Genomic DNA, 20454 nt, shown 5'->3' on the forward strand with positions numbered 1-20454 from the left:
AAACTATATATGATGACCAGCTATAAAAATCTTATATTCATAGTTTATGAAAAGCCATAAGGACTGATCATGAAATACATCAGAGTAACTCTATCCCAGGAAGAGATGGGTTTACAATTTTTCAGATGAGTGTATTGACAAATACACTGTTTTTCGCGACACTAAACATCTATATGTCTTAGGATATATACAAATGAAAATTTTGTAGTATTTACTACTTCAAAATTTTAAGCGTAACATCTTAGAACAATGTTGCAAAATATACCAATTTCAATATCAACATTCATTTCTGTAAATAAATATGTAAAATTAAAGTCTTTGCTGATTCGAGAAATAGCAAAAAAGCCAAATCTGACGATAGAAAACATAAAAATCAAACTTCATAGACAACAATATGGAAGAATATTTACGTTACTGGTCAATACTTAAGCGACGTTGGTTGCCCACTTCTATAGTTTTCATGACACTCTTAGCCTTAAGCATAGTGAAAACAATTATAGAAACCCCTCTTTATCAGGCAGGAGGGCAGCTGGTATTGAAAAAGAATTCTACTTCTTCCCTCACAGGAGTAGGTAATCAATTAGGACAATTAGAGAGTTCTGTCAGCGGTAGACCATTAGGAACAGAGGTAGCTGTTTTACGTTCTCTACCCTTGGCTGAAAAGGTAATCAGTAACCTTGAACTTAATATGAACCCTCTGATTTTTTTAAAAGACCTTGAGGTAACAAATATTGAGAACACTGATATATTAGAAGTATATTTCACAAGTGAAGATCCCAGAAAAGCGGCTTCAATTGTTAACGCTTTAATGAAAATTTATATAGAGAATGATATCAATGCCAACAGAGCTCAAACAAGATCAGCAAGAGACTTTATTGCTCAACAGTTACCAGTAAGGAAAGCCGCATTACAAACAGCTGAACGCAGATTACAATTTTTTAAACAACAGAACAGAGTTTTAGACCTGAAAGCTGAAGCTGCATCAAGTGTGGGCATCCTTACCGATTTAGATAAACAAGTAGCTGCGGCTAGATCTGATTTATCTTCGCAAACTGCGCGGTTACAATCAATTCAGTCGCTGTTTGGTATTACTTCACAGCAGGCCGTAATTAACGGTTTTGTGGGTGAATCTCCATCGACTACTTCCGTGCTTGGACAGCTGCAAGATATCCAGCAAAAGATAGCTGTGACTGCGTTGCGTTTGACGGATACTCATCCCACGATGATTGATCTCAAAAAAGAGGAAGTTATCCTCAAAAGAGAACTAGCAAAAAGGATAGAACAAAGCTTTATTGGTAAAGCAGGACGTTTAAATCAAATCAAAGAACCTGACAGAATTGTACAACTGAGAACGCTTGGTTTACAGCAAGGAATTCTTAGCCAATACGCTGCTGCTGAAGCTGAAAGACTCAGTTTGCAAGTACGATTAAAATCTTTAGCTCAAGTTATTGAATCTTACCGACAAAGGGCTAATACTTTGCCTCAGTTGGAATTGCAACAGCGTCAATTAGAACGGGAAATAGCTGCAACTGAGACTAGCTATCAAAACCTTTTGGCTCGTTATCAAGAACTACAGGTAGCAGAAAATCTACAAGTCAGCAATGCCAGGATTGTTACACCAGCCTTAATTCCTGGTGTACCTATTAAGAGCAGGCAGTATATAAACTTACTGCAAGGATTAATTGGTGGTATCGTGTTGGGGGTAGCGACAGCGTTTGTTTTGGAAAGATTGGACACAACGATCAAAACTTCAAAATCTGCCAAAGATTTATTGGGTTATAACTTACTTGGCTATATTCCACCTTTTCCCAATGGTGGTTTTATTCCAGAGGTAATTGTCAGAAAACAACCTGATTCTCCTATTAGCGAAGCTTTCAGGATGTTGCAAACTAACTTGAGATTTTTTAATTCAGAACAATCAATTAAGGTGATTGTTATATCGAGTGCGGTCCCTAAAGAAGGTAAATCAACAATTGCTGCGAATTTGGCTTTCTCTATATCTCAATTGGGACGCAATGTATTACTGGTGGATGCGGATTTACGTAATCCCAGTCAGCACAAAATTTGGGAAATTCCGAATGAAGTTGGTTTAAGCAATGTTCTCAAACGTCAGTTAGATTTAAACCTAGCTGTGAATGAAATTATACCTAACTTAGAAGTTCTTACTGCTGGCGAATTAAATCATAACCCAGCTTCACTACTGGATTCTAGTCAAATGGCTGTGTTTGTTGCCCAAGTTGCACAAAAGTATGATTTTGTCATAATTGATACTTCGCCCTTGACGGTAGCTGCGGACGCAACTATTTTAGGAAAACTGTCAAATGGAATTTTGTTTGTAGTCCGTCCAGGAGTGGCTGATTCTACCAGTGTTTCACTGTCTAAGGAAATGCTGGATAAAGCTGACCAAAATGTTTTAGGTGTGGCAATGAATGGCATTAATGCTAACCAGCCAGATTCTAGTTATTACGCAATTAGTAGAGTATAAACAGCCAAAATTTGCTCACCTAAACGTTCGTGACTAAAACGTTTTGTAACTGTATGCCTTGCTTGTTCTGATAGCAATTGACGTTTTTCTGGGTTATTAAGCAAATCCAGAATAGCAGCCGCTAAGGCTTTTGGTTCTCCGGGAGATACACCAACGGCATCATGGTTATGGGTAAATAACTCTGCTGCACCACCAGCTTGGGATACTATCACTGGTTTACCACAAGCCATTGCTTCTACTATTGCCAAACCAAATGGTTCTGGTTGAGTGCTAGCATGAACTACAATATCCAATGAACGGTAAATTTCGGCTATGTCTTGCTGAAAACCGAGAAAATCAACTTTGTCTGCAATATTTAGATGTGTGGCTTTGTCTTTTAATTCTTGTTCGGAAAATTGGGAACCACGAGTTTTATAAATCGCCCCACCAACTATACAGAAACGCACGTTTAGATGAGGATGGTTTTTAATAATTTCTGATGCGGCTTCTAGGAAAATATCATGACCCTTCCAACGGGCAAAGGTAGCAACTAGTCCCACTCGTAGGGGAAGATGGGAAGAGGAAGGATGAGGAGAAAAGTAATTAATATCTATGGCACTATAAATTACTTCTATCGGTAAGCCTGGTAAGGTGGCTTTGGCATCTTGTGCTACAGATTGGGAAATTGCGATCGCACTTGTTGCCCTCTTACTCGCCCATCTTAGCACTCTTGCCACCACAGGACGCGCACCATAAAAATCTTGAATATGCCAAATTACAGGTATATCCTTGACTCCAGCCAATGCTGTAATGAGATTAGCTTTAATACCATTGGTGTGAATCAGATCAGGTTTCAGTAATTTGATGATTTGCCGGAATTCGTTGATATATCGCCATAAACTAGGAACAAGACTTACTAGCTGAAATAACAATTTCATTCCTGCTGCAACTTTGCTATTACCCCTCAAAGCACTGTCACCCAGTTGGTTAAATTCTTCTGGCAATTTTAGTACCTTTACTTCCACTCCCAATTTCTCAGCTTGTCCTATTAAAGATCCATCAGTACCAGCAATCAGGTAAATTTGCATATCTGGCTTTGTATTCAAAAGTGCAGCCATAATAGTGAGCAAAGCTCTTTCTGCACCACCAATCGCTCCTACTGGGTTGACAAATACAATTTTCATATAATTAATGAGATACACAATTAACGTCAAAAATCCATACACGAAAAGACTTTCAACCCCGTTCCCTGTTCCCTGTTCCCTGCTATAGTTAGTTTTCCATACCCGCTAATTTTAAATAAGATTGGGCAATAATTTGCGCGTGATTAGACCAAGAATATTTTTGTGCGTGATTTAAACGAAGATTGATATTAGGAGCTATAGTCGGGCTTGACAAGACTTGTGTCACCGTCTTCACCCAGGCTGACACATCCGCATTCGGGGAGTATATCACCCCTTGTCCACCCACCTCACGCAGTACAGGAATATCATTAGCAATTACTACTGCTCCACAAGCTAAGGCTTCAATTATAGGTAATCCAAAACCTTCTGCTTCACTTGGTAATAACACAGCTGATGCTCGTTGGTAAAGATATGCTATAGTTGCCCGTTCTAAACCCTGTAGGTGAATGATCGAATTGCTAATATTCAAATCAGCAATTTGTTGCTTTTGGCTTTGTGTCCACTCACCACTAACTTTAACTAGTTGTAACTTGGGATGAATATTGCGTACTCGTGCAAATATTTCTAATAGAATATCAATACGTTTACGAGGAATGCAACTACCGACGTGGAGAATAAAAGGTGCAGTACCTATTTCTTTGATTATTTCTTGGTCAACATCACTTTGACTACCTGTAGTAATACTAAATTCTGCGGCAATACCATAGGGAGCATGAACTAGCCGTGATGGTTCTATTAGCTGGTAATGCTCAATTTGTTTTCTAACTTCTGCGGTAGAATAAAATACAATAGCAGCTGACTGTAAACCGCTTAAAATTCTCTGCGACATGGCTTGATACCAGCCTGGTCTAGGTTCTTTTTTTGGTTCTACAAGGGAGCGAAAAGCGTCAATATCATGACAATATACTCCCGTGCGTTCTGGTGGTAAAACATGGGCTAATTGGGCGTAGGAGTGGTCAGCAATGTGATAAAAATCGAAATCTGACACCCTTTTTTTGAGATATTGGGGATAGTACCAAACTCGGTTAAGTAGACGGTCTGCATTATAGGCAAAGTGCTGTTTACCAAATTGAGGAATTTGTTGAAATCGCCTTTTAAATGTGGGAAGAACTTGTATAGCTTGAATAGATGCTGTGTGTTCAGCTTGCATTTGCTTAAGTAGCATTTGAGCGCATAAATCCATGCTATGCCAGTTTTCTTCCAGGTAATCGCATATAATTGCAAGGCGCATATAATTTTAGTGATCTGAAAAAAATATAGGACTTACATATTTAAAGAAAACATCAATTACAGCAGAATTCAGGAGTCAGGAGTCAGGAGTGAAACTGGCTTGGTATATAGGTTTCAATTTTGATGCTGTACCTCATTGATCTGCAATCTGCTGTATGTATTTTGGAGAAATGCTGATCACTAACTGAGTGATTAACTAATGCCTGAGATGAGCTATTTCAGAAAATCCATACCATTGATTAATTTGTAAAGTGCATAAGCCCTAAAATATATTACAGCATGAGTATTGTAAAAATATGTTGACTGAATAGAGGCACATCAGATGGTAGAAGCTAAAATCTTGGTTTTCGCTACTAACGGCACAAAATCAAATGATGAAGCTAGAATTTTGAAACTTTTACAAAACTTTACAGTTCAGGTTATGGAATTTGAACGGAGTGATAAGTTCAAAAGCTTGCTTAATATTATTCAACAAGCTGTACACACAAAACCAAGACTAGTTGTGATGGAAGGGACAGGATTTGTAGGGGGTATGGCGTGTTTATGGCTGCGATTGTTTTTCGGCATTCCTTATATTTTCAGTAGTGGGGATGCGATCGCACCTTTTATTAGTTTAAATTATCCCATCCTTGCACCAATTGTAAATCTATATGAGCAAATACTCTGTCGTTTTTGCGCTGGATTTATTGGTTGGACACCTTATTTAGTAGGTCGAGCCTTAACATTTGGAGCGCCAAAAGCAGTAACAGCAGCAGGTTGGTCACATTGCACTCGGACTATGGAACAGTTAGCCGATAGTCGAGTAAAAATTCGTAAACAACTAGGAATTCCAGAAGATTCTCTAGTATTTGGTTTACTAGGTTCAATAGCTTGGACTCAACGTTTTCAATACTGCTATGGCTATGAATTATTAAAAGCATTCCATAAAACTAACCGCCAAGATATCAGCATCTTAGTAGTTGGAAATGGAAGTGGATTAAATTATTTACAGAAATTAGCAGCAGCAGATTTAGAAAAGCGCATTTTTCTGCCAGGTAATGTCCCCGTTGAACAGGTACTTGATTACATGGCAGCCATGGATGTTGCTAGTTTACCTCAAAGCGTAGACAGAGTTGGTAGTTTTCGCTATACCACAAAAATTAGTGAGTATCTAGCAGCAAAATTGCCAGTAGTTACAAGTCAAATTCCTATGGCCTATGATATTTGTGGAGATTGGATTTGGAAGTTGCCAGGCGCTAAACCGTGGGAAGATACTTATATCAAATCATTAGCTAATTTAATGCAAAAAATAACTTTTGAAGAAATCCAAATTAAGCAAAAAGCAATCCCCAATCAAATATCAGATTTTGACCTAGAGCAGCAAGTTGTTAGAGTAACAAATTTTATCAATGATATTTTGTTGTAATTACAATAAAATATTGCTTTTGTAATATGAATACTTTTGAATCAAACAGTAACAATGCCTTTGAAGTAGATGGTATTCGCTTTGAAACTATAGTTCCTGAGCAGACTATTTTATTATCAAGAAAAAATGTAATGCGGAAAATTCTAAGCATTTTGGAATCTTTATTACCAATTCCACCAAGACATTTTCAAACTAAATTTTCTGTACAAATTGGTATACAAATTATTAATAACACCTCAATTCCTAAACGATTCAGCTTTTATTTCACTTTATTTCCAGAACTTGTGAATACAAACGGGCCGTTCTCAACTTCAAGGTTTAGTAATTGGTGGAGTAATTCTAGCACTTAGCATCTTTCCCCAAGTGATAGACTGGCGAATTGACTATACTGCCACAACAGGAAAATTAATTCAAGACAACATTTTACAAAGTACAATTTTTCAAAATCAACAACCAATAGGTTTATATTCCCATCGTGGTCATACTTCTTTTGTTCTCGCAGCAATAGCAGTGATTACATTTGTTGGTTGGCAATGGCAATGGATAAATACAAATTTTGCTATTATTGCAAGTATCCTCATTATACCAGCGTTAATACTCTCCCAAACTAGGACAGGTATTTTAGCTTTATTAGTAGCAACTATTTATCTGTTAGGACGTAAATATTATAAATTATTAATTCCCGTTACATTACTATGTTTATTAATAATTACTATTACCACTTACACCAGATATACAAATAAATTACCACCTATTCAAGAAATGACATTAGATAGAGTCCATTTGTGGCAAATAGCAAATTATGGCATTCGTCAACGTCCTTTGTTTGGGTGGGGTAGTGATGGTTACGGTGTTGCTTTTGCTGATATTTATAGTAGTGTGACATTAGGTAAGTTAACTCGTTTAGATGATTTTAATTTTGAATATCGAGACAAAAAAGGGCAGATGCAAACGTTGCAACTACCCACAACAAAAGCACATAATTTATTTTTAGATACATCCTTATCTGTAGGTTTACTAGGTTTAGCTGCCTATTTAGGGCTATTAGGATGGTGTTTCTTTCAGGTAATTAAATCACCATACCGGGGAATTGAAGCCTTGGTAATAGCCTATCTCGCTTTTGGTTTCACTTGGTTTGAGTGCGCCCAATTTACCCATTTAGCATGGTGGGCGCTTAGTTATGGCAAAGTACCGAGTTGTGAGTGCTGAGTAGGAATTTTCTACCTTTGCTATCTTCCCTGTCACCTGTCACCTGTCACCTGTCACCTACTAATAGTCTTCATCTTCTGCAATTCTTTCCACCGTTGTTGTAATTCCTGCCAGTTAGGAGTATGACCGCCATAACGCCAACTCACATAAGCTTGACAAATTTCATCAATGATTTGAGCCGTTTCTATTGGATGTTGGTTGTATGATACCTGGGCATATTCCAAAGGTGTCTGCGCTGGATGTTTACCTAAACCTTTTGCGGCTGTCCATTGCAGCATTTGTTGATACAGACTTTCTACTGGTGGTAATTTCTTTAACCACCTACTGTTGAGCCATTTTCGCCACTGTACCCAACCCAACCAACCTAAGAAAGCTGTAGTTGTTCCTACTATTAAACCAGTTAAAACACCTAACCAACCTTTGGAGAATAAAGCTATAAACCAAGCGATCGCTCTAAACAACCAAGTAAATAATGTCCCAAATATACCATTCAGCAACCCTGTCACAGGTGAAGGTAGCCAACCAGCCACCCAATTCCAAAACTGACGCAATACACTAAAAGTCCGATCTTCTTCAATGGAAGGAGGTATTAAGGGATGACCAGGAATCGGATCAAATGCGAACCAGCCATATTTAGGGAAATATACCTCCGTCATGGAGTAAGCGTCTGTATTACGGACAATATACATCCCTGTAAACGGATTAAACTCTCCCGGTGCAAACCCAGCTACCAACCGTGCAGGAATACCAATAGAACGCAGCATCACCGTTAGCACAGTCGAAAAATGGTCTGGATAACCACCTTGATGTTTAAACAAGAAGGCTTCCACCAAATCTTCTTTTGCATCCAAATAAGGTAATCCCAAAGGATTTTCAGGAATAGAGTATTTTTGTTTGAGATATTGAGCTAAGTAAAGTGCTTTTTCGTAAGCTGAATCTAGAGTTTTAGTATCTTCCGTGCGAGAAACCCGTTCATGATTATATCCTGCCAGAATTTCCTCAGTTTTTTGCCGGACTTTATCAGCAATTTCTGGCGGTATTTGGAGATAATAATTTTTAATCTCTGGAGGGTATTTATTTGAAGCTTTACCCAACAATGTGCGATCGCGTGTGGGAACTTCCGAAACTACAGTATAAGTCATCCCTTCCGATAATTGTACAGGCGATCGTAAACCCCCTTCCTGATCAACCGCAATCACTGCACCAGGAAAATAAATTTCCTTCGGATAAGACAACGCAGGAATCAAATTAGGCAAATCTGATACCACATTATAAGTTTGTACTACTTCCTTCGTAGGATTTGTAATTAATGGTAGATCCAGAGAAATTCTGTAAGACCAAGAAGAACGCCTCAAAGTAGTAACATCATCATTTCGAGAAATTTTCCATCCCTTACCTGTATAACGGTCAAAAGCTAAAACACGCCAAAAACCTTCTGCTTGGGATCTAATCCGCATCACCACCTTGGGTTTCATTTCCCCCCGCAGATTTTGGTTCATCTCACTATTAAAACCGTAATAAAAATTATTATCTACCTTACCTGGCTCACCACTTCTTCCCTGTCCAGTACCGTTCCCCTCACCTTCACCACTACCTTCGCGGACATAACCAGGATTATTAATACTACGACCTGTAAAATCACCCTTGACATCAATCGGCGCACTCACAGGAAAAGAACGTAATTGATAACCAGGAAAACGAGGTAAAACAGCAAAAATTCCTAGCCCTAGCCCCAAAATTAGTAAAAAATTGACAATTAAAACTTTAAAATTAGCACTCGTAAAATTCTTTTTACCCGACCCTGTTCTTGTTAATGGCCTCAAACCCAACCGTGAGCGATAATCTAAAACCAAAGTTGGTAGAGCCACACCCAAAAATAACAGCAACACAGGAGCAAAACCCATAGTTTGACTCACAGTTGCAGCCACACCCAACAAGATTAACCCAATCACAATCGAATAGCCCAAATCCTTGCGTCGGGGAGTATCATAGCTGTGCAGCACCTGAAGCTCAATCAGCAATTGAGCCAAATTCATCCTTGTATCATTCCAGTCGCCCAAAAACCTACCAAAAAAAGCCCCCAAAGCGACCAACATTCCAATAGCAATGCAGAACTTAACCGGAATATTAGCATTGCGGCGACGGTAGTAACTCCAAATTGCACCAACTATACTCAAAGGAACAGCCCAAAGACTAAAGTTAGTCTCAGATGCAATATCCGTCGCCACAGTTCCTAACACCACCAGCCCTAGTACCAGTACCCGCAAGGAAATAGAATCTTCCACTTCTGCTGAAGACGACCTTTGTTTATTTTGTCGCCAGTAATCACCTGCGGGTACACGCCAAAACCGATTTATCCTGGAAAAATTTAACATTTTTAAGTAAGTAGAACTATGATATAGACGCTAAGGACACAATGCTAGGAATCAAAGCTAATCACCTTGTCTTCAACCTTAGCCTTACTCTATCCTAGCCTTAGACTCCCTCTAGGTATCTAAGGGAATCTACGCTGTTTTAGGAAGTGTCCTGCTCATAGCTACCTACTATAGATGACCTAATTAGTGTTTTTTGCAAAGAGGAGTAAACTTGAAAACCAGGATGATCATCTTGTTTTATTGGCGTTTATCAACTGAGAGTGCTGGCAGCAGTAACTAGGATTACATCATGAGATTAATCGCCAAGAACAGAGGTTGTTCTTCTATTTCTGGAAATTCAACTTCCAGAGTATAGGTTTTATTGGCGCGTTCACAGAATAATTCCACACTAGGATTGGCTAGATTCGCAGATTCTGCCACTACCTCTCCTGAGCTAGGAGCATTACCTCCAGCACTAGTGCTGCCAATCACTTGGGTACTATTTCCATGCAGCTTCAAAACGCCTGAAGTAGGTAACTCACCATGAACAGATAACTTTGTTCTCTGACCCAAGGCTTGTAATTCTACTCGAATACTCAGAGTTCCCGCATTAGTTTGCCATTGTTTTTCAATCACTGGATTAGTGAAAGAAATTGGCAATGTCAGATTTTCCAGCAGTTGTTTAGCTGCTATTAACGACAACGCCATTTGTTGACGTGGTTGTAAATCTGAATAATCACTCTGAATATTGGGTATAGTCTCCAGCGCATCAACAGATCGATAGGAAGTTCTGAGTACCAATCCAGCTAAATCATTAATTAACTGGTAATCTTCCGGGAAAAGGCTTTCTACTGCCTGAACCAGTTTAGGCCCTAAAGGCAGAGAAGATGTCAGTAATAACTGGCACTTTTCCATTAATTGTTGAAAAATTTTATCTGGTAAAGAAACTGGAAGATTGAGCTTTGATTGCTGTGCCAACCACCCCCAGGCAGGAACTAAGGCAATCGACGGCTCTTCCACAAATTCTGGATAATCTATTAACTGGCTTTCCCAAGGGAATAAAGGTGGGTGGTTTTGGATTTCGACTTGTAACCGACGCTTGAGGACGGCTTGAAAACGTTCTTGCACAGTAGGAATTTCTCCTAGTTGAAAGGTTAGGGGTTGTCCTCCCAACTCTGCCTTACCACTTAATAATGTAGCGGCTTCCTTGAGAGGGTCTTCTACCCCATCAATTTTCTCATACTCTACCGAGGGATACTCGCCGGTTTGACATTATTTGTCAAGCTCCTACGAGTCACTGGTATTGTAAGGGTTGTGAGTCACTATTCATGGGTAGATGCACCAGATCCGGACACAAATGAGTTACGAATTTCCCAAGCTTGTTCCAAAATCTTAAACCACCGTTTTTGCAGTTGTGCCATTGACAAGCCTAAAGTTTTGGCGATCGCTTCGTCAGACTGTCCTTTTTGCTTTAAATCTAATAAAGACCGCTGTTTATCGTCCAACTTTCCTGTGTAGACTTGCCATTGCTGGGGAGTTAATCCTAAATTAGTGGGTAAAGAAACTTCTAACCATTCATGAACTAATTCCCAACGATGCAAAAGTGCAAACCGAATTAAATGATACTTAAAACGCTGTTGTAAGTAATCTCGTTGACGCGGAGTTAAACCCAAAACTGACTCAATCTCTTGTGCTGATAAATCCTGGAGACGGAGGGAGAAATAATCAGCACAGTCCGATTGTTGTCTTTGTTCGAGATAATTCATTAATTCGGTAACTACAACAGAACGCAAAGTATCTTCTTCTGGTTCGGCTTCTGCCTGCATAGCCATAGCAGAACGCAGTTGTTGCACAGCTGGCTCTTCCCAAAAACTGTCAGTTTCATTGCCACTGCCTTCGGCCGCTTGCTCTATATCCACACTAGTTTCTGGCGGCTGTTGTTGCGAAAAAGTTTGCGCTCGCAGAATAATTAGCTGTTGCTGACGGCCGGGTAGGGGGATACGACGTTTGCCATAGCGTTCCGTAAATGCCATGTACTCGGATAATTCTAGTAGGGTTTGGGGGCGATAGGTAGGTTCTTGTTGATTTTCCCTACGAAAAGCATTTAGTGCCTCCAGATAAAAATTCTGAAGAAAATCTTCTATGATAGTCAGCCGCCCTTGATAGCTCAATTGCTTCTGAGGAGGATTAATGTAACGATAAATTATGGCACTTAATGTACTGTGTAGTTCCACCCTGCTACGATTCGACCCCAATTGATAATACCGAAGGCATTGTTGTAGCCGATGTCGAGCTAGGGTCATGGCGGAGTTTTCTATGTCACCAGAAGCTTGAATGCGTTTACTTTCATTGCAAATCCGCAGGACTTCACCTGCAATTCGCAATGCCACGTCACGGCAATTTTTGTGAGTAGCCTTGGTTGACTGCTGTAGTTCTTTCAATAGAAATTGAAATATAACCTCCACGCCGATAGATTTGTCTCCCTGAGTAGTTGCGGTTGCGGCTGAATTCATAGTCAGATTTTGAAAAAGACCCTAACATACTTAAACACAACCTGTAGGGCTGTGGGTGTTAGCTTAATAGATTTTGCGTATCAGCTAATCAGTTATCAGTTGTCAGTTATTATGTTCCCCCCTGCTCCCTGTTCCCTGATTTAATATTTTGGACATCAATCAGAAACCATTTACAAGTCATGACTGATCTAGAAGCACAAATTCAATTATTGATTGATAATGCACCTCATGATGGCAAGACACCAGAACTTGTGGCTACAATTGCTCCGGCTCTGAGAGCGATCGCTCAAAAATTACGCCACTCTCAATACTATATTCTCCAAAATTTGCAGGAAAGGTGGATTTTAACTACATTAAGTAACAAGGAAAATCCAAAACTGGAAAAGCACGTAGTTTACGCCTTTCCTAGATTACAGGATATTTCCCTCTCTTCATCTGCTGGGCTTAACCCTCAAGTAGCAGGTAAAGCCATTCCTGTAATTAATATTTTGTTTCAACTGGTAGCTTTAGAACCAGTAGATAGTATAGTTTTTTTTGAGACTCCTGGCACGACCAGTAACGCTATTGAAGTGCAGCGAACCGACTTGAAAAACCTGATTCAGCAGTGCCTACAGCCGCAAAAACCCAATCAGCAAGTGCCTCCCAACATCGCTTGAATCAATTTTAGATTTTAGATTTTGGATTGAACTGAAAATCTAAAATCTAAAATTCCCTAATAAAGCCGACTCAGTACATAATCAGTCATGTTAATTAGTGCTTGCCGTGATTCTGAGGGTTCTAGCGTGGCAATATGTTCAGCGGATGCTTTAGCATGGTGAGCAGCTAATTCTCTGGCCTTCTGTATGCCTTGGCTATCTGAAATCAGTCCTAGTGCTTGCTCCAAGTCCCCTTCTTGGGCAAACTCTCTTTCAATCAGAACTTCTAGGTAAGGTTGTTCTTCCAAGGCAAATAGCACTGGTGCCGTTAAATTACCGCTTTTAAGATCCGATCCGGCTGGCTTACCCAATGTATCTGTTGAACCAGTGAAATCTAGAATATCATCTACTATTTGGAATGCCAGACCAAGATGCTTACCATAGTTATACAAATTTTCAGCACTCTCTTGTGAAACTTCACTGAGTAAGCCAGCAGCTTTAGAACTGTTAGCAATTAATGAGGCTGTTTTGTAATAGCTCTTTTTGAGGTACGTTTCTGTAGAAAGATTTGTATCAAAACGATTCAAACCCTGTTGAATCTCCCCTGCGGCTAAATCCATGATCACTTCTGAAAGCAGTTTGACCACATCCAAATTGTCCAGATTAGCTAAATACCAGGAAGATTGAGCAAAAAGGAAATCTCCTGCCAATACAGCAATACGATTTCCAAACAAACTATGAACTGTCGGCACACCACGCCGTACATTAGATTCATCAACTACATCATCATGTACCAAACTGGCTGTGTGAATCATCTCCGTAATCTCCGCCAAGCGTCGATGACGGGGTGTAATGTCTTGTTCTAGCATGGTTGCCCGCGATATCAGTAGCACTATTGCTGGCCTAATACGCTTGCCCCCAGCTCCGAATAAATGCTCGGCAGCTGCATAGAGGATGGGGTGGCGATTTCCAACTAGCTGTGTGAGGTTATCTGCTAGTATTCGCAGGTCTGCTTCCACAGGGGTAAACAGGGAGGTGGCTGGGGTCATGGATGGGCGGACTCTGACTTAGGTTACGAAAGTTTACATATCCTTTACTCATTTTAAGATAAACCATAGCCAGCGCAAAGTTTTGATCTGGAACTCCCATGTCCCATTTTTCGGATTAGCACAAACAACTTCCGTTACTAGCTCTTGTAGTCTGGGACAAAGTTAACAATTACTACCTGAATTAAATACTTAGTATATTAAAACACCCAAGAATAGGTTTTACAATTTCCCTTCAAACTTTCTTTATTGACAATTTTTCGCGCACTATGAAAAATTAGAAAAGCTTGTGTGTCAACATTGAGAAAATTTGAAATTTAGTCTAGAAGTTAGCTAAAAATGCAGGTCTGTTGTGTTACGCTAGATTATAGGAATTTTAAATCTTTCAGATATTCACTTCCAAGAAAGTAAATCATCTTTAGGTGATCTTACTCATTGGATTTGTGAGTCTAAAATAACCAGTTGCCCACAAAATGAAGGGAATGATTCCTGATTGTTTGATGTGCGGCCAGAAGACCTTTTGGGTTGGATTATGCGTTTCCTGTGAGGGAAGCCACTAAGCTCATTAATCTCCAGTGGAGTATGAGTGTATATCTTACTTAATTGGTGTGAGGGTAAATAACGCAGACTGGGTAGACTGCTGAGGAGCGCAGTTTGAGATTGCTGTTTAGCAATTTTACTGCTGTCGGATGTGTGGTCTGCGAACAAGTAAATTAAATAATAAATCGCTTGACCGGAGAGGATAATTACTCTACTGGTTGGCTTTGCATAGCCAACTACAGCAATCAAGAATGTACTTGATTCGCTGAAGTTCTGCTATTTTCGTATGCAATTTTATCTTCTTTTGAAAGCAGAGTTGGTAGAACAATGATTTATGGAAATATGCCTATGATGATATTTATTTTAGCTTCTGGATATTTATTTACTGTCTACTTATTATTAGCATTAGCAAAACGAACAGGTAGAAATAATGTTATTAAAAGTAGGGATAGTGTTATCCAGGAACAGCACAAGCAGGAAAGAGGATTAAGAACTAAGGTGACTGGGGTAGTTAATAGCCAATAACACAGGTCATTGGTTGATGTTTTGACCAATGACTTATGATTTATGACTATGAGACTGTGGCATCAGTTAGGTAGACCTGTTCTACCAGAGGAGTGTAGCCTAACCACTGTAATCCAGACTGAGCAAACTGTTGTGGACAGCCGCTGACAGCAAAGCGAGTAGGCATTGGTAAGCGAGTATTTCGGATGCTTAATAGGTCTAACTCTTGGGCGCAAGCTGCTACAACATGAACTGCTGGGTCAACTAACTTAACATAGGAAGGAAGGAGCGATCGCAATACAGGTGCTAAATGAGGATAATGGGTACAGCCGTAGACTAAAGTATCAATTTCCTGTTTGATTAAAGGTTCTAGATAGGATTTGGCTACTTCTGTTGTGTAGGGGTCATGGATGCGATTTTGTTCAATTAGTGGCACAAATTCTGGACAACTAACTTGCCAGACTTGAACATCAGGTTGTATTTCCATAATAGCCTGACGGTAGGCATTGCTTTTAGCAGTAGCTGGAGTAGCAATGACACCTATTCGTTTACCTTGCTGGACTGCGGCTCTTGCTCCTGGTAGAACTACTCCGAGAATGGGAAAGTCAAATTCTTGGCGGACGTTTTCTAGAGCTAGGGCAGAACTGGTATTACAAGCCATAATTACCATTTTCACCCGTTGCTGCTGCATCCAGTTCAGTATTTCCCTTACATATTGTAAAATTTCTGCTTGTGAACGAATACCATAAGGCAGGTGAGCAGTATCTCCAAAGTAAATAATAGATTCATTGGGAAGCTGCTTATAAATTTGTCGTAATACCGTTAGACCTCCCACACCACTGTCAAACACCCCAATGGCACATTGAGAGTTTTGGTCAGAGAAATCGTCAAAATTACTTTCAAAAATGGAAGATGAATACACAGGCAAATATTGATTTAGCGGTTTCTATTTAAAATACAGAATTTAGCAGACAATCTGATTATTGACTACTAATGATAGGGAGCAGAGGAGCAGAGGCGCAGGGGGAAAAAACTTCTTTCTTCTTTCTTCTTCTGAACTCCTGATAGGGCAGCGTTAGTCATACTCCTGCTTGTTCATCTTTGCTGTAGGTACTTGAGAATACCACGAGCGATCGCATCAGCCATCCGACTTTGGTATTCTGGAGATCCTAAACGGGGATTATCCTCACGACCTGTCATGTAGCCTGTTTCCACTAAAATTGCGGGCATAGTATTTTTTCTAAGCACATAAAATCTGGCTTTGCGCGTTCCCCTATCTTTGATAGTGCTGATATCTTGGAGAATAGTCTTGCGAACAACTTCTGCTAAATCATAACCACTGTCGTAATAATATACTTCTAAACCATTGACATCAGGACGACTATCAACCGAATTAGCATGAATGCTAACAAATAAAGTAGCATTTACCCGCTTGGCTATATCCACACGCCCTTGCAACTCCACAAAAAAGTCAGCATCTCGCGTCATTACGGCTTGTACGCCATTTTGCTCCAAAATTGCAGCCACTCTCCTACCAATAGGCAGAATCACATCCTTTTCTAATAAACCACCTATACCGGGAGCGCCGGAATCTTTACCACCATGTCCGGGGTCAATAACGACTATTAATTTTCCTCTGGGAACTGATAAACGCGGCTGTTGACGTGGTTGAGGATTGTCTTCAATAGATGGTAGCTGTCCTCTAGTTCCTGGTAAGGGAGGTAGACTAATAGGAGGTTGTAAACGACGAGAGCTTTGTAATTGCAGAGCTAAAATTTGTTCTCCCACTTGGTTAAGTTCACCAATTTGTATACCTGATGCAGGTTGAACCAAGACAACTACATTATTAGGCGCTTGTGGTTGCAAACGCACCCTGAGAATAGGACTATTAGCGTCAAAAGCTGGCCCTTGGACTTTACTAGCTAACTTGGCATTAGGAATAATAATGCGAAACAAACCAGAACTTCTATCCCAAGCACCTGTAGCAGATACAGCTTGGTTAGCTTTAATTAGTAATTGCGTGCCATTAGCAGCCAATTCCACAGCTTGAATTGTAGCCGGAGAATTACTGGGAATTTGTGTAGAGAGTTGACTATTTGGTAATCTGGTAAAACGATTAGGCAGGACAACAAAACCATCATTACCGCTACTTGTTGCGCGCCAATCGGGGCTATTGCTATCTACCCGCAAAGTCATGCGAACAATAGGGGTTCTACTTGAGACTTGGGTAAATTGAATGCGACTAACACCATAGCGATTAATTAACAAATCTCGTTGTTTTAGATTTGATGATAAAGCCGCGCCTGTAATTTCTAGATTTATAGTTCGGTTATCTAGGCTGCGATTAACTTGTATTTGAGGATTTCCGCCACTAGTACGGATAAAAAAACCATCCCCTGTGACTCGCAAATTCTCAATTTGAGTAACCCTTTCTGTGGGACTAATAGCCACTTCTTGATTAGGTAGGGTGACAGGAGATGTTGTCACCATATTGTAAGTATTGCTGGGGGTGGCTGCTGGAGTAAAGGGTGATTGAGGGGGTATAAATGCAGGTGTTTCTGCTGCTTGTTCGCCTGTATTTCCAGAGGAAGGAAGGGCTTCAGCTATTATTTGTGGTAATTGTACTAGCCAGCGACTACCAGTATTGGCTGTAAATTTTACTAAATTGGGGTCTAGAGTATAACCTGGCATCAGCTCTACAACTAGGCGTGTGGTTTGTTCGTCAAACTGTCCAATTCGGATAGCGCGAATTGATCCACCTACTTGTTGGGTTAGCTGGGGACGGCCAAAGGTAGTACCTGGCAAATCAATTACTAACCGAGTCGGGTTAAAGATCAATTGTGCTTGAGGTTGGACAGGACTAGATGTGTTTATTTCTAGTCGATTTTTATTGGTATCAAACCGCCAGGATTCTAATCTTGCAGCCATTGCGGGCGATGATAGCATGAAGATAGTTCCAACAGTGCTGGGTATTAACCAGTGTAGTTTCACAGTCATTTCTCCTGATTCGCATTCATGGGAGTCGTCAATATCTCAACATCTTGGCAAATCCTCACACCTCTACCGCCCAAACTTTAGCTTTGTGCTGGTATTGGGATACAACTTAACTAATGGCGTAACACTATAGCATATACTCAGAATTTTGCCATGCTATGAGCGTAGACTAATTTAACCTGCAAAGCATTAGATGACAACAAAAAATAGCTATCAAAATTAGCTTTGCCCATTCATCAGTTGTAGGGGTTCAGCATTGCTGAACCCCTTGGTATTATTTGTTACTTTCTATAATGAAGCTTCATGACTTATCTTTGCCTTAAGTATTGGAGAATACCTTGAGCGATCGCTTCTGCCATTTGATTTTGATAAGCTGAAGTTCGGAGCTTGGCTGCATCCTCTCTGCCTGTTACATAACCTGTTTCTACTAAAATTGAGGGCATAGAACTTTTTCTAAGAACATAAAATCTAGCTTTCCGGACTCTCCTATCCTTAATATTGAGACTTTGAAGAATTCTATTGTGGACAATTCTAGCCAAGCTCAATCCGTTGTCGTAATAATACGTTTCCAAGCCACTAACTTCGGGACGGTTTGCACCCGCTGAATTAGCATGGATGCTGACAAATACATCGGCATTAGCTCGTTCTGCCATTTCTACTCGTCCTGGGAGACTGACAAAGTAGTCCGAATCTCTTGTCATTATCGCCTGTACACCATTTTGCTGCAAAATTGCTGCCACTCTCCTACCAATTGGTAAAATTATATCTTTTTCCTCTAAGCCACTGATACCAATTGCTCCTGGGTCTTTACCACCGTGTCCGGGGTCGATGACCACCAATAATTTTCCTTTGGGAACAACGGGACGACGACGGGGCTGGGGAGTTCTAATATTCGGGTTTGGCAGTTCTACATTATTGGGTGATGGTAAGGGAGGTAAACTAATTGGAGGTCTAACTTGACGATATCGTTGTAATTGTAGACCCAAAAGCTGATTGCCGATCTGGTTGAGTTCTCCAATGCTAACTCCTGAAGCTGGTTGAACAAAAATAATTACTGTGTTGGGGGCTTGGGGTTGCAAACGCACCCTCAGAACGGGGCTATTAGCATCAAAAGTTGGGCCTTGGACTCTGGGAGCTAATTTAGCATTAGGAATGGTGATGCGAAATAGTCCAGAACTTCTATCCCAACTACCTTGAGCAGATACATTTTGGTTAGCTCTAATCAGTAGTTGTGTACCATTATTCGCTAATTCTACAGACTCAATGGTGGCTGGGGAGTTATTAATAATTGTGTTTTCTGTGGTGAGCGTCGGTCTTGATGGATTAATGCTTTGAGGTAAGCGGACAACACCTTTAGTTGGTAGTAAAACCAGACCACCAATATCGCTTACAGTTACTTGCCAGTCGGGGCTATTTCTATCTACCCGTAACGTCAGACGAACACTGGTTGGTCTGGTTGATGATTGGTTGAATTCAATGCGACTGACCCCATGTTCGTTGATAGTGAGATTTTTTTGGGAAAGCAGTGGTGATAAAGTAGCGCCAGCAATATCTACGAATATTGTGCTGCGATCCAGGCTACGATTGACTTTAACTTGAGGATTGCCACCGCTGGTGCGAATAAAAAACCCGTCTCCGGTGCTTTGTAATTTTTGAATTTGGGTTATGCCGGTTGAGATGGTGGTTGCTGTGGAAAATTCAGGTTTAGCTTGGGATTCTATGGTTGCTAAACTATAGGTGTTATTACTATTATTGCTGGTTGGGGATGTTGGTTGCTCTGCTTGTAATTGTGGTAATTGTACTGTCCAGCGTTTAGCAGTGATGGGGACAAATTTGATCTGTTTGGGGTCGAGGGTGTAACCTGGTGCGAGTTCTATTACTAAGCGGGCTGTTTTTGGATCAAACTGGCCAATGCGAATTGAGCGAATGTTACCACCTATTGGTTGTGTTAACTGCGATCGCCCGAATTGAGTGTTGGGCAAATCAATTACCAACCGAGTTGGGTTAAATATTAATTGTGCTTGGGGTTGTACAGCACCGGAAGTGTTAATTTCTAATCTGTTTTGATTTTTATCAAACCGCCAAGATTCTAATTTGGCCGCTAAAGTTGGTGAAGATAATAGTAAAACAGTTCCAAAAGTACCGGGTAGTAACCACTGTAATTTCACAGTTATTTCTCCTGAGTTGTATTTATAGAAGTGATCAATATGTCAAAACCTTGGCAAATCTGCACGCTGTCAACACTTGTAACAAGTTTAAATTTTGGATGGGAGATTTTAAATTAAAATTCTCTGCCACAGGGTTATTCTAAGCAGACAGAATTGGATATTAGAGTTTAAGTTGTAAAGGCAATACAAAGACATAATAAATGATTTT

General features: G+C 40.2%; 15 protein-coding genes. 6 read left to right on the forward strand and 9 right to left on the reverse strand.

From position 1 onward, the window contains the following. The first annotated feature begins 394 nt into the window (after positions 1 to 394). Positions 395 to 2485 carry a GumC family protein gene (locus ACLLO5_RS17575; protein WP_413171772.1) on the forward strand — a complete coding sequence of 697 codons (2091 nt, stop codon included), beginning with the start codon at positions 395 to 397 and terminating at the stop codon, positions 2483 to 2485. Here ACLLO5_RS17575 and ACLLO5_RS17580 read toward each other — a convergent pair. Together ACLLO5_RS17580 and ACLLO5_RS17585 are read right to left on the reverse strand one after the other, a co-directional pair. After that, positions 2464 to 3648 (reverse strand): glycosyltransferase family 4 protein, encoded by a 1185-nt coding sequence (locus tag ACLLO5_RS17580; protein WP_413171773.1) that lies wholly within the window; start codon positions 3646 to 3648, stop codon positions 2464 to 2466. The two genes, ACLLO5_RS17575 and ACLLO5_RS17580, sit on opposite strands and share 22 nt — an antisense overlap. An 88-nt stretch (positions 3649 to 3736) precedes the next feature. Next, positions 3737 to 4879 carry a glycosyltransferase gene (locus ACLLO5_RS17585; protein ID WP_413171774.1) on the reverse strand — a complete coding sequence of 381 codons (1143 nt, stop codon included), beginning with the start codon at positions 4877 to 4879 and terminating at the stop codon, positions 3737 to 3739. Positions 4880 to 5200: 321 nt separating this feature from the next. On the opposite strand from ACLLO5_RS17585, the gene ACLLO5_RS17590 reads away from it, so the two are divergent. Genes ACLLO5_RS17590 through ACLLO5_RS17600 form a run of 3 tightly spaced genes read left to right on the forward strand, consistent with a single transcriptional unit; the run spans position 5201 to position 7492 of the window. Further along, positions 5201 to 6283, forward strand: a complete 1083-nt coding sequence (locus ACLLO5_RS17590; protein WP_413171775.1) for a glycosyltransferase — start codon at positions 5201 to 5203, stop codon at positions 6281 to 6283. 26 nt (positions 6284 to 6309) lie between these two features. After that, positions 6310 to 6633: a hypothetical protein gene (locus ACLLO5_RS17595; RefSeq protein WP_413171776.1), complete on the forward strand. Its 324-nt coding sequence runs from the start codon at positions 6310 to 6312 to the stop codon at positions 6631 to 6633. A gap of 13 nt (positions 6634 to 6646) precedes the next feature. Beyond that, complete coding sequence (locus tag ACLLO5_RS17600) at positions 6647 to 7492, forward strand: O-antigen ligase family protein (RefSeq protein WP_413171777.1); 846 nt, start codon at positions 6647 to 6649, stop codon at positions 7490 to 7492. 53 nt (positions 7493 to 7545) lie between these two features. On the opposite strand, the gene ACLLO5_RS17605 is transcribed toward ACLLO5_RS17600, so the two are convergent. From ACLLO5_RS17605 to hetZ, 3 genes are all read right to left on the reverse strand, one after another. Then, positions 7546 to 9867: a transglutaminaseTgpA domain-containing protein gene (locus tag ACLLO5_RS17605; protein ID WP_413171778.1), complete on the reverse strand. Its 2322-nt coding sequence runs from the start codon at positions 9865 to 9867 to the stop codon at positions 7546 to 7548. Between the two features lie 282 nt (positions 9868 to 10149). Further along, positions 10150 to 10974 (reverse strand): PatU, encoded by an 825-nt coding sequence (locus tag ACLLO5_RS17610; RefSeq protein WP_413171779.1) that lies wholly within the window; start codon positions 10972 to 10974, stop codon positions 10150 to 10152. A gap of 194 nt (positions 10975 to 11168) precedes the next feature. Continuing rightward, a complete protein-coding gene (gene hetZ, locus ACLLO5_RS17615) occupies positions 11169 to 12359 on the reverse strand; it encodes a heterocyst differentiation protein HetZ (RefSeq protein WP_413171780.1) in 1191 nt (396 codons plus the stop codon). 179 nt (positions 12360 to 12538) lie between these two features. On the opposite strand from hetZ, the gene ACLLO5_RS17620 reads away from it, so the two are divergent. After that, positions 12539 to 13015, forward strand: coding sequence for a hypothetical protein (locus ACLLO5_RS17620; protein ID WP_413171781.1), 477 nt, complete (start codon positions 12539 to 12541; stop codon positions 13013 to 13015). Between the two features lie 56 nt (positions 13016 to 13071). Here ACLLO5_RS17620 and sds read toward each other — a convergent pair whose 3' ends face one another. Then, the gene (gene sds / locus ACLLO5_RS17625) at positions 13072 to 14043 is read right to left on the reverse strand and encodes a solanesyl diphosphate synthase (protein WP_413171782.1); all 972 of its coding nucleotides are present in this window, start codon (positions 14041 to 14043) and stop codon (positions 13072 to 13074) included. Positions 14044 to 14907: 864 nt separating this feature from the next. On the opposite strand from sds, the gene ACLLO5_RS17630 reads away from it, so the two are divergent. Beyond that, positions 14908 to 15105 (forward strand): hypothetical protein, encoded by a 198-nt coding sequence (locus ACLLO5_RS17630; protein ID WP_413171783.1) that lies wholly within the window; start codon positions 14908 to 14910, stop codon positions 15103 to 15105. A gap of 46 nt (positions 15106 to 15151) precedes the next feature. On the opposite strand, the gene murI is transcribed toward ACLLO5_RS17630, so the two are convergent. From murI to ACLLO5_RS17645, 3 genes are all read right to left on the reverse strand, one after another. Then, positions 15152 to 16006 (reverse strand): glutamate racemase, encoded by an 855-nt coding sequence (gene murI, locus ACLLO5_RS17635; RefSeq protein ID WP_413171784.1) that lies wholly within the window; start codon positions 16004 to 16006, stop codon positions 15152 to 15154. Between the two features lie 173 nt (positions 16007 to 16179). Then, positions 16180 to 18075 (reverse strand): N-acetylmuramoyl-L-alanine amidase, encoded by a 1896-nt coding sequence (locus ACLLO5_RS17640; protein ID WP_413176125.1) that lies wholly within the window; start codon positions 18073 to 18075, stop codon positions 16180 to 16182. Between the two features lie 311 nt (positions 18076 to 18386). Beyond that, positions 18387 to 20246 carry an N-acetylmuramoyl-L-alanine amidase gene (locus ACLLO5_RS17645; protein ID WP_413171785.1) on the reverse strand — a complete coding sequence of 620 codons (1860 nt, stop codon included), beginning with the start codon at positions 20244 to 20246 and terminating at the stop codon, positions 18387 to 18389. Between the last annotated feature and the right edge of the window lie 208 nt (positions 20247 to 20454).

This window comes from Anabaena azotica SJ-1 (assembly GCF_047275885.1).
Classification (GTDB): domain Bacteria; phylum Cyanobacteriota; class Cyanobacteriia; order Cyanobacteriales; family Nostocaceae; genus Trichormus_B; species Trichormus_B azotica_A.

Excerpts from the sequence above, each read along its gene's own strand:
- ACLLO5_RS17575 (WP_413171772.1), top strand. The coding sequence starts at position 395 with ATGGAAGAATATTTACGTTACTGGTCAATACTTAAGCGACGTTGGTTG.
- ACLLO5_RS17580 (WP_413171773.1), bottom strand. The coding sequence starts at position 3,648 with ATGAAAATTGTATTTGTCAACCCAGTAGGAGCGATTGGTGGTGCAGAA.
- ACLLO5_RS17585 (WP_413171774.1), bottom strand. The coding sequence starts at position 4,879 with ATGCGCCTTGCAATTATATGCGATTACCTGGAAGAAAACTGGCATAGC.
- ACLLO5_RS17590 (WP_413171775.1), top strand. The coding sequence starts at position 5,201 with ATGGTAGAAGCTAAAATCTTGGTTTTCGCTACTAACGGCACAAAATCA.
- ACLLO5_RS17595 (WP_413171776.1), top strand. The coding sequence starts at position 6,310 with ATGAATACTTTTGAATCAAACAGTAACAATGCCTTTGAAGTAGATGGT.
- ACLLO5_RS17605 (WP_413171778.1), bottom strand. The coding sequence starts at position 9,867 with ATGTTAAATTTTTCCAGGATAAATCGGTTTTGGCGTGTACCCGCAGGT.
- hetZ (WP_413171780.1), bottom strand. The coding sequence starts at position 12,359 with ATGAATTCAGCCGCAACCGCAACTACTCAGGGAGACAAATCTATCGGC.
- ACLLO5_RS17620 (WP_413171781.1), top strand. The coding sequence starts at position 12,539 with ATGACTGATCTAGAAGCACAAATTCAATTATTGATTGATAATGCACCT.
- sds (WP_413171782.1), bottom strand. The coding sequence starts at position 14,043 with ATGACCCCAGCCACCTCCCTGTTTACCCCTGTGGAAGCAGACCTGCGA.
- ACLLO5_RS17630 (WP_413171783.1), top strand. The coding sequence starts at position 14,908 with ATGATTTATGGAAATATGCCTATGATGATATTTATTTTAGCTTCTGGA.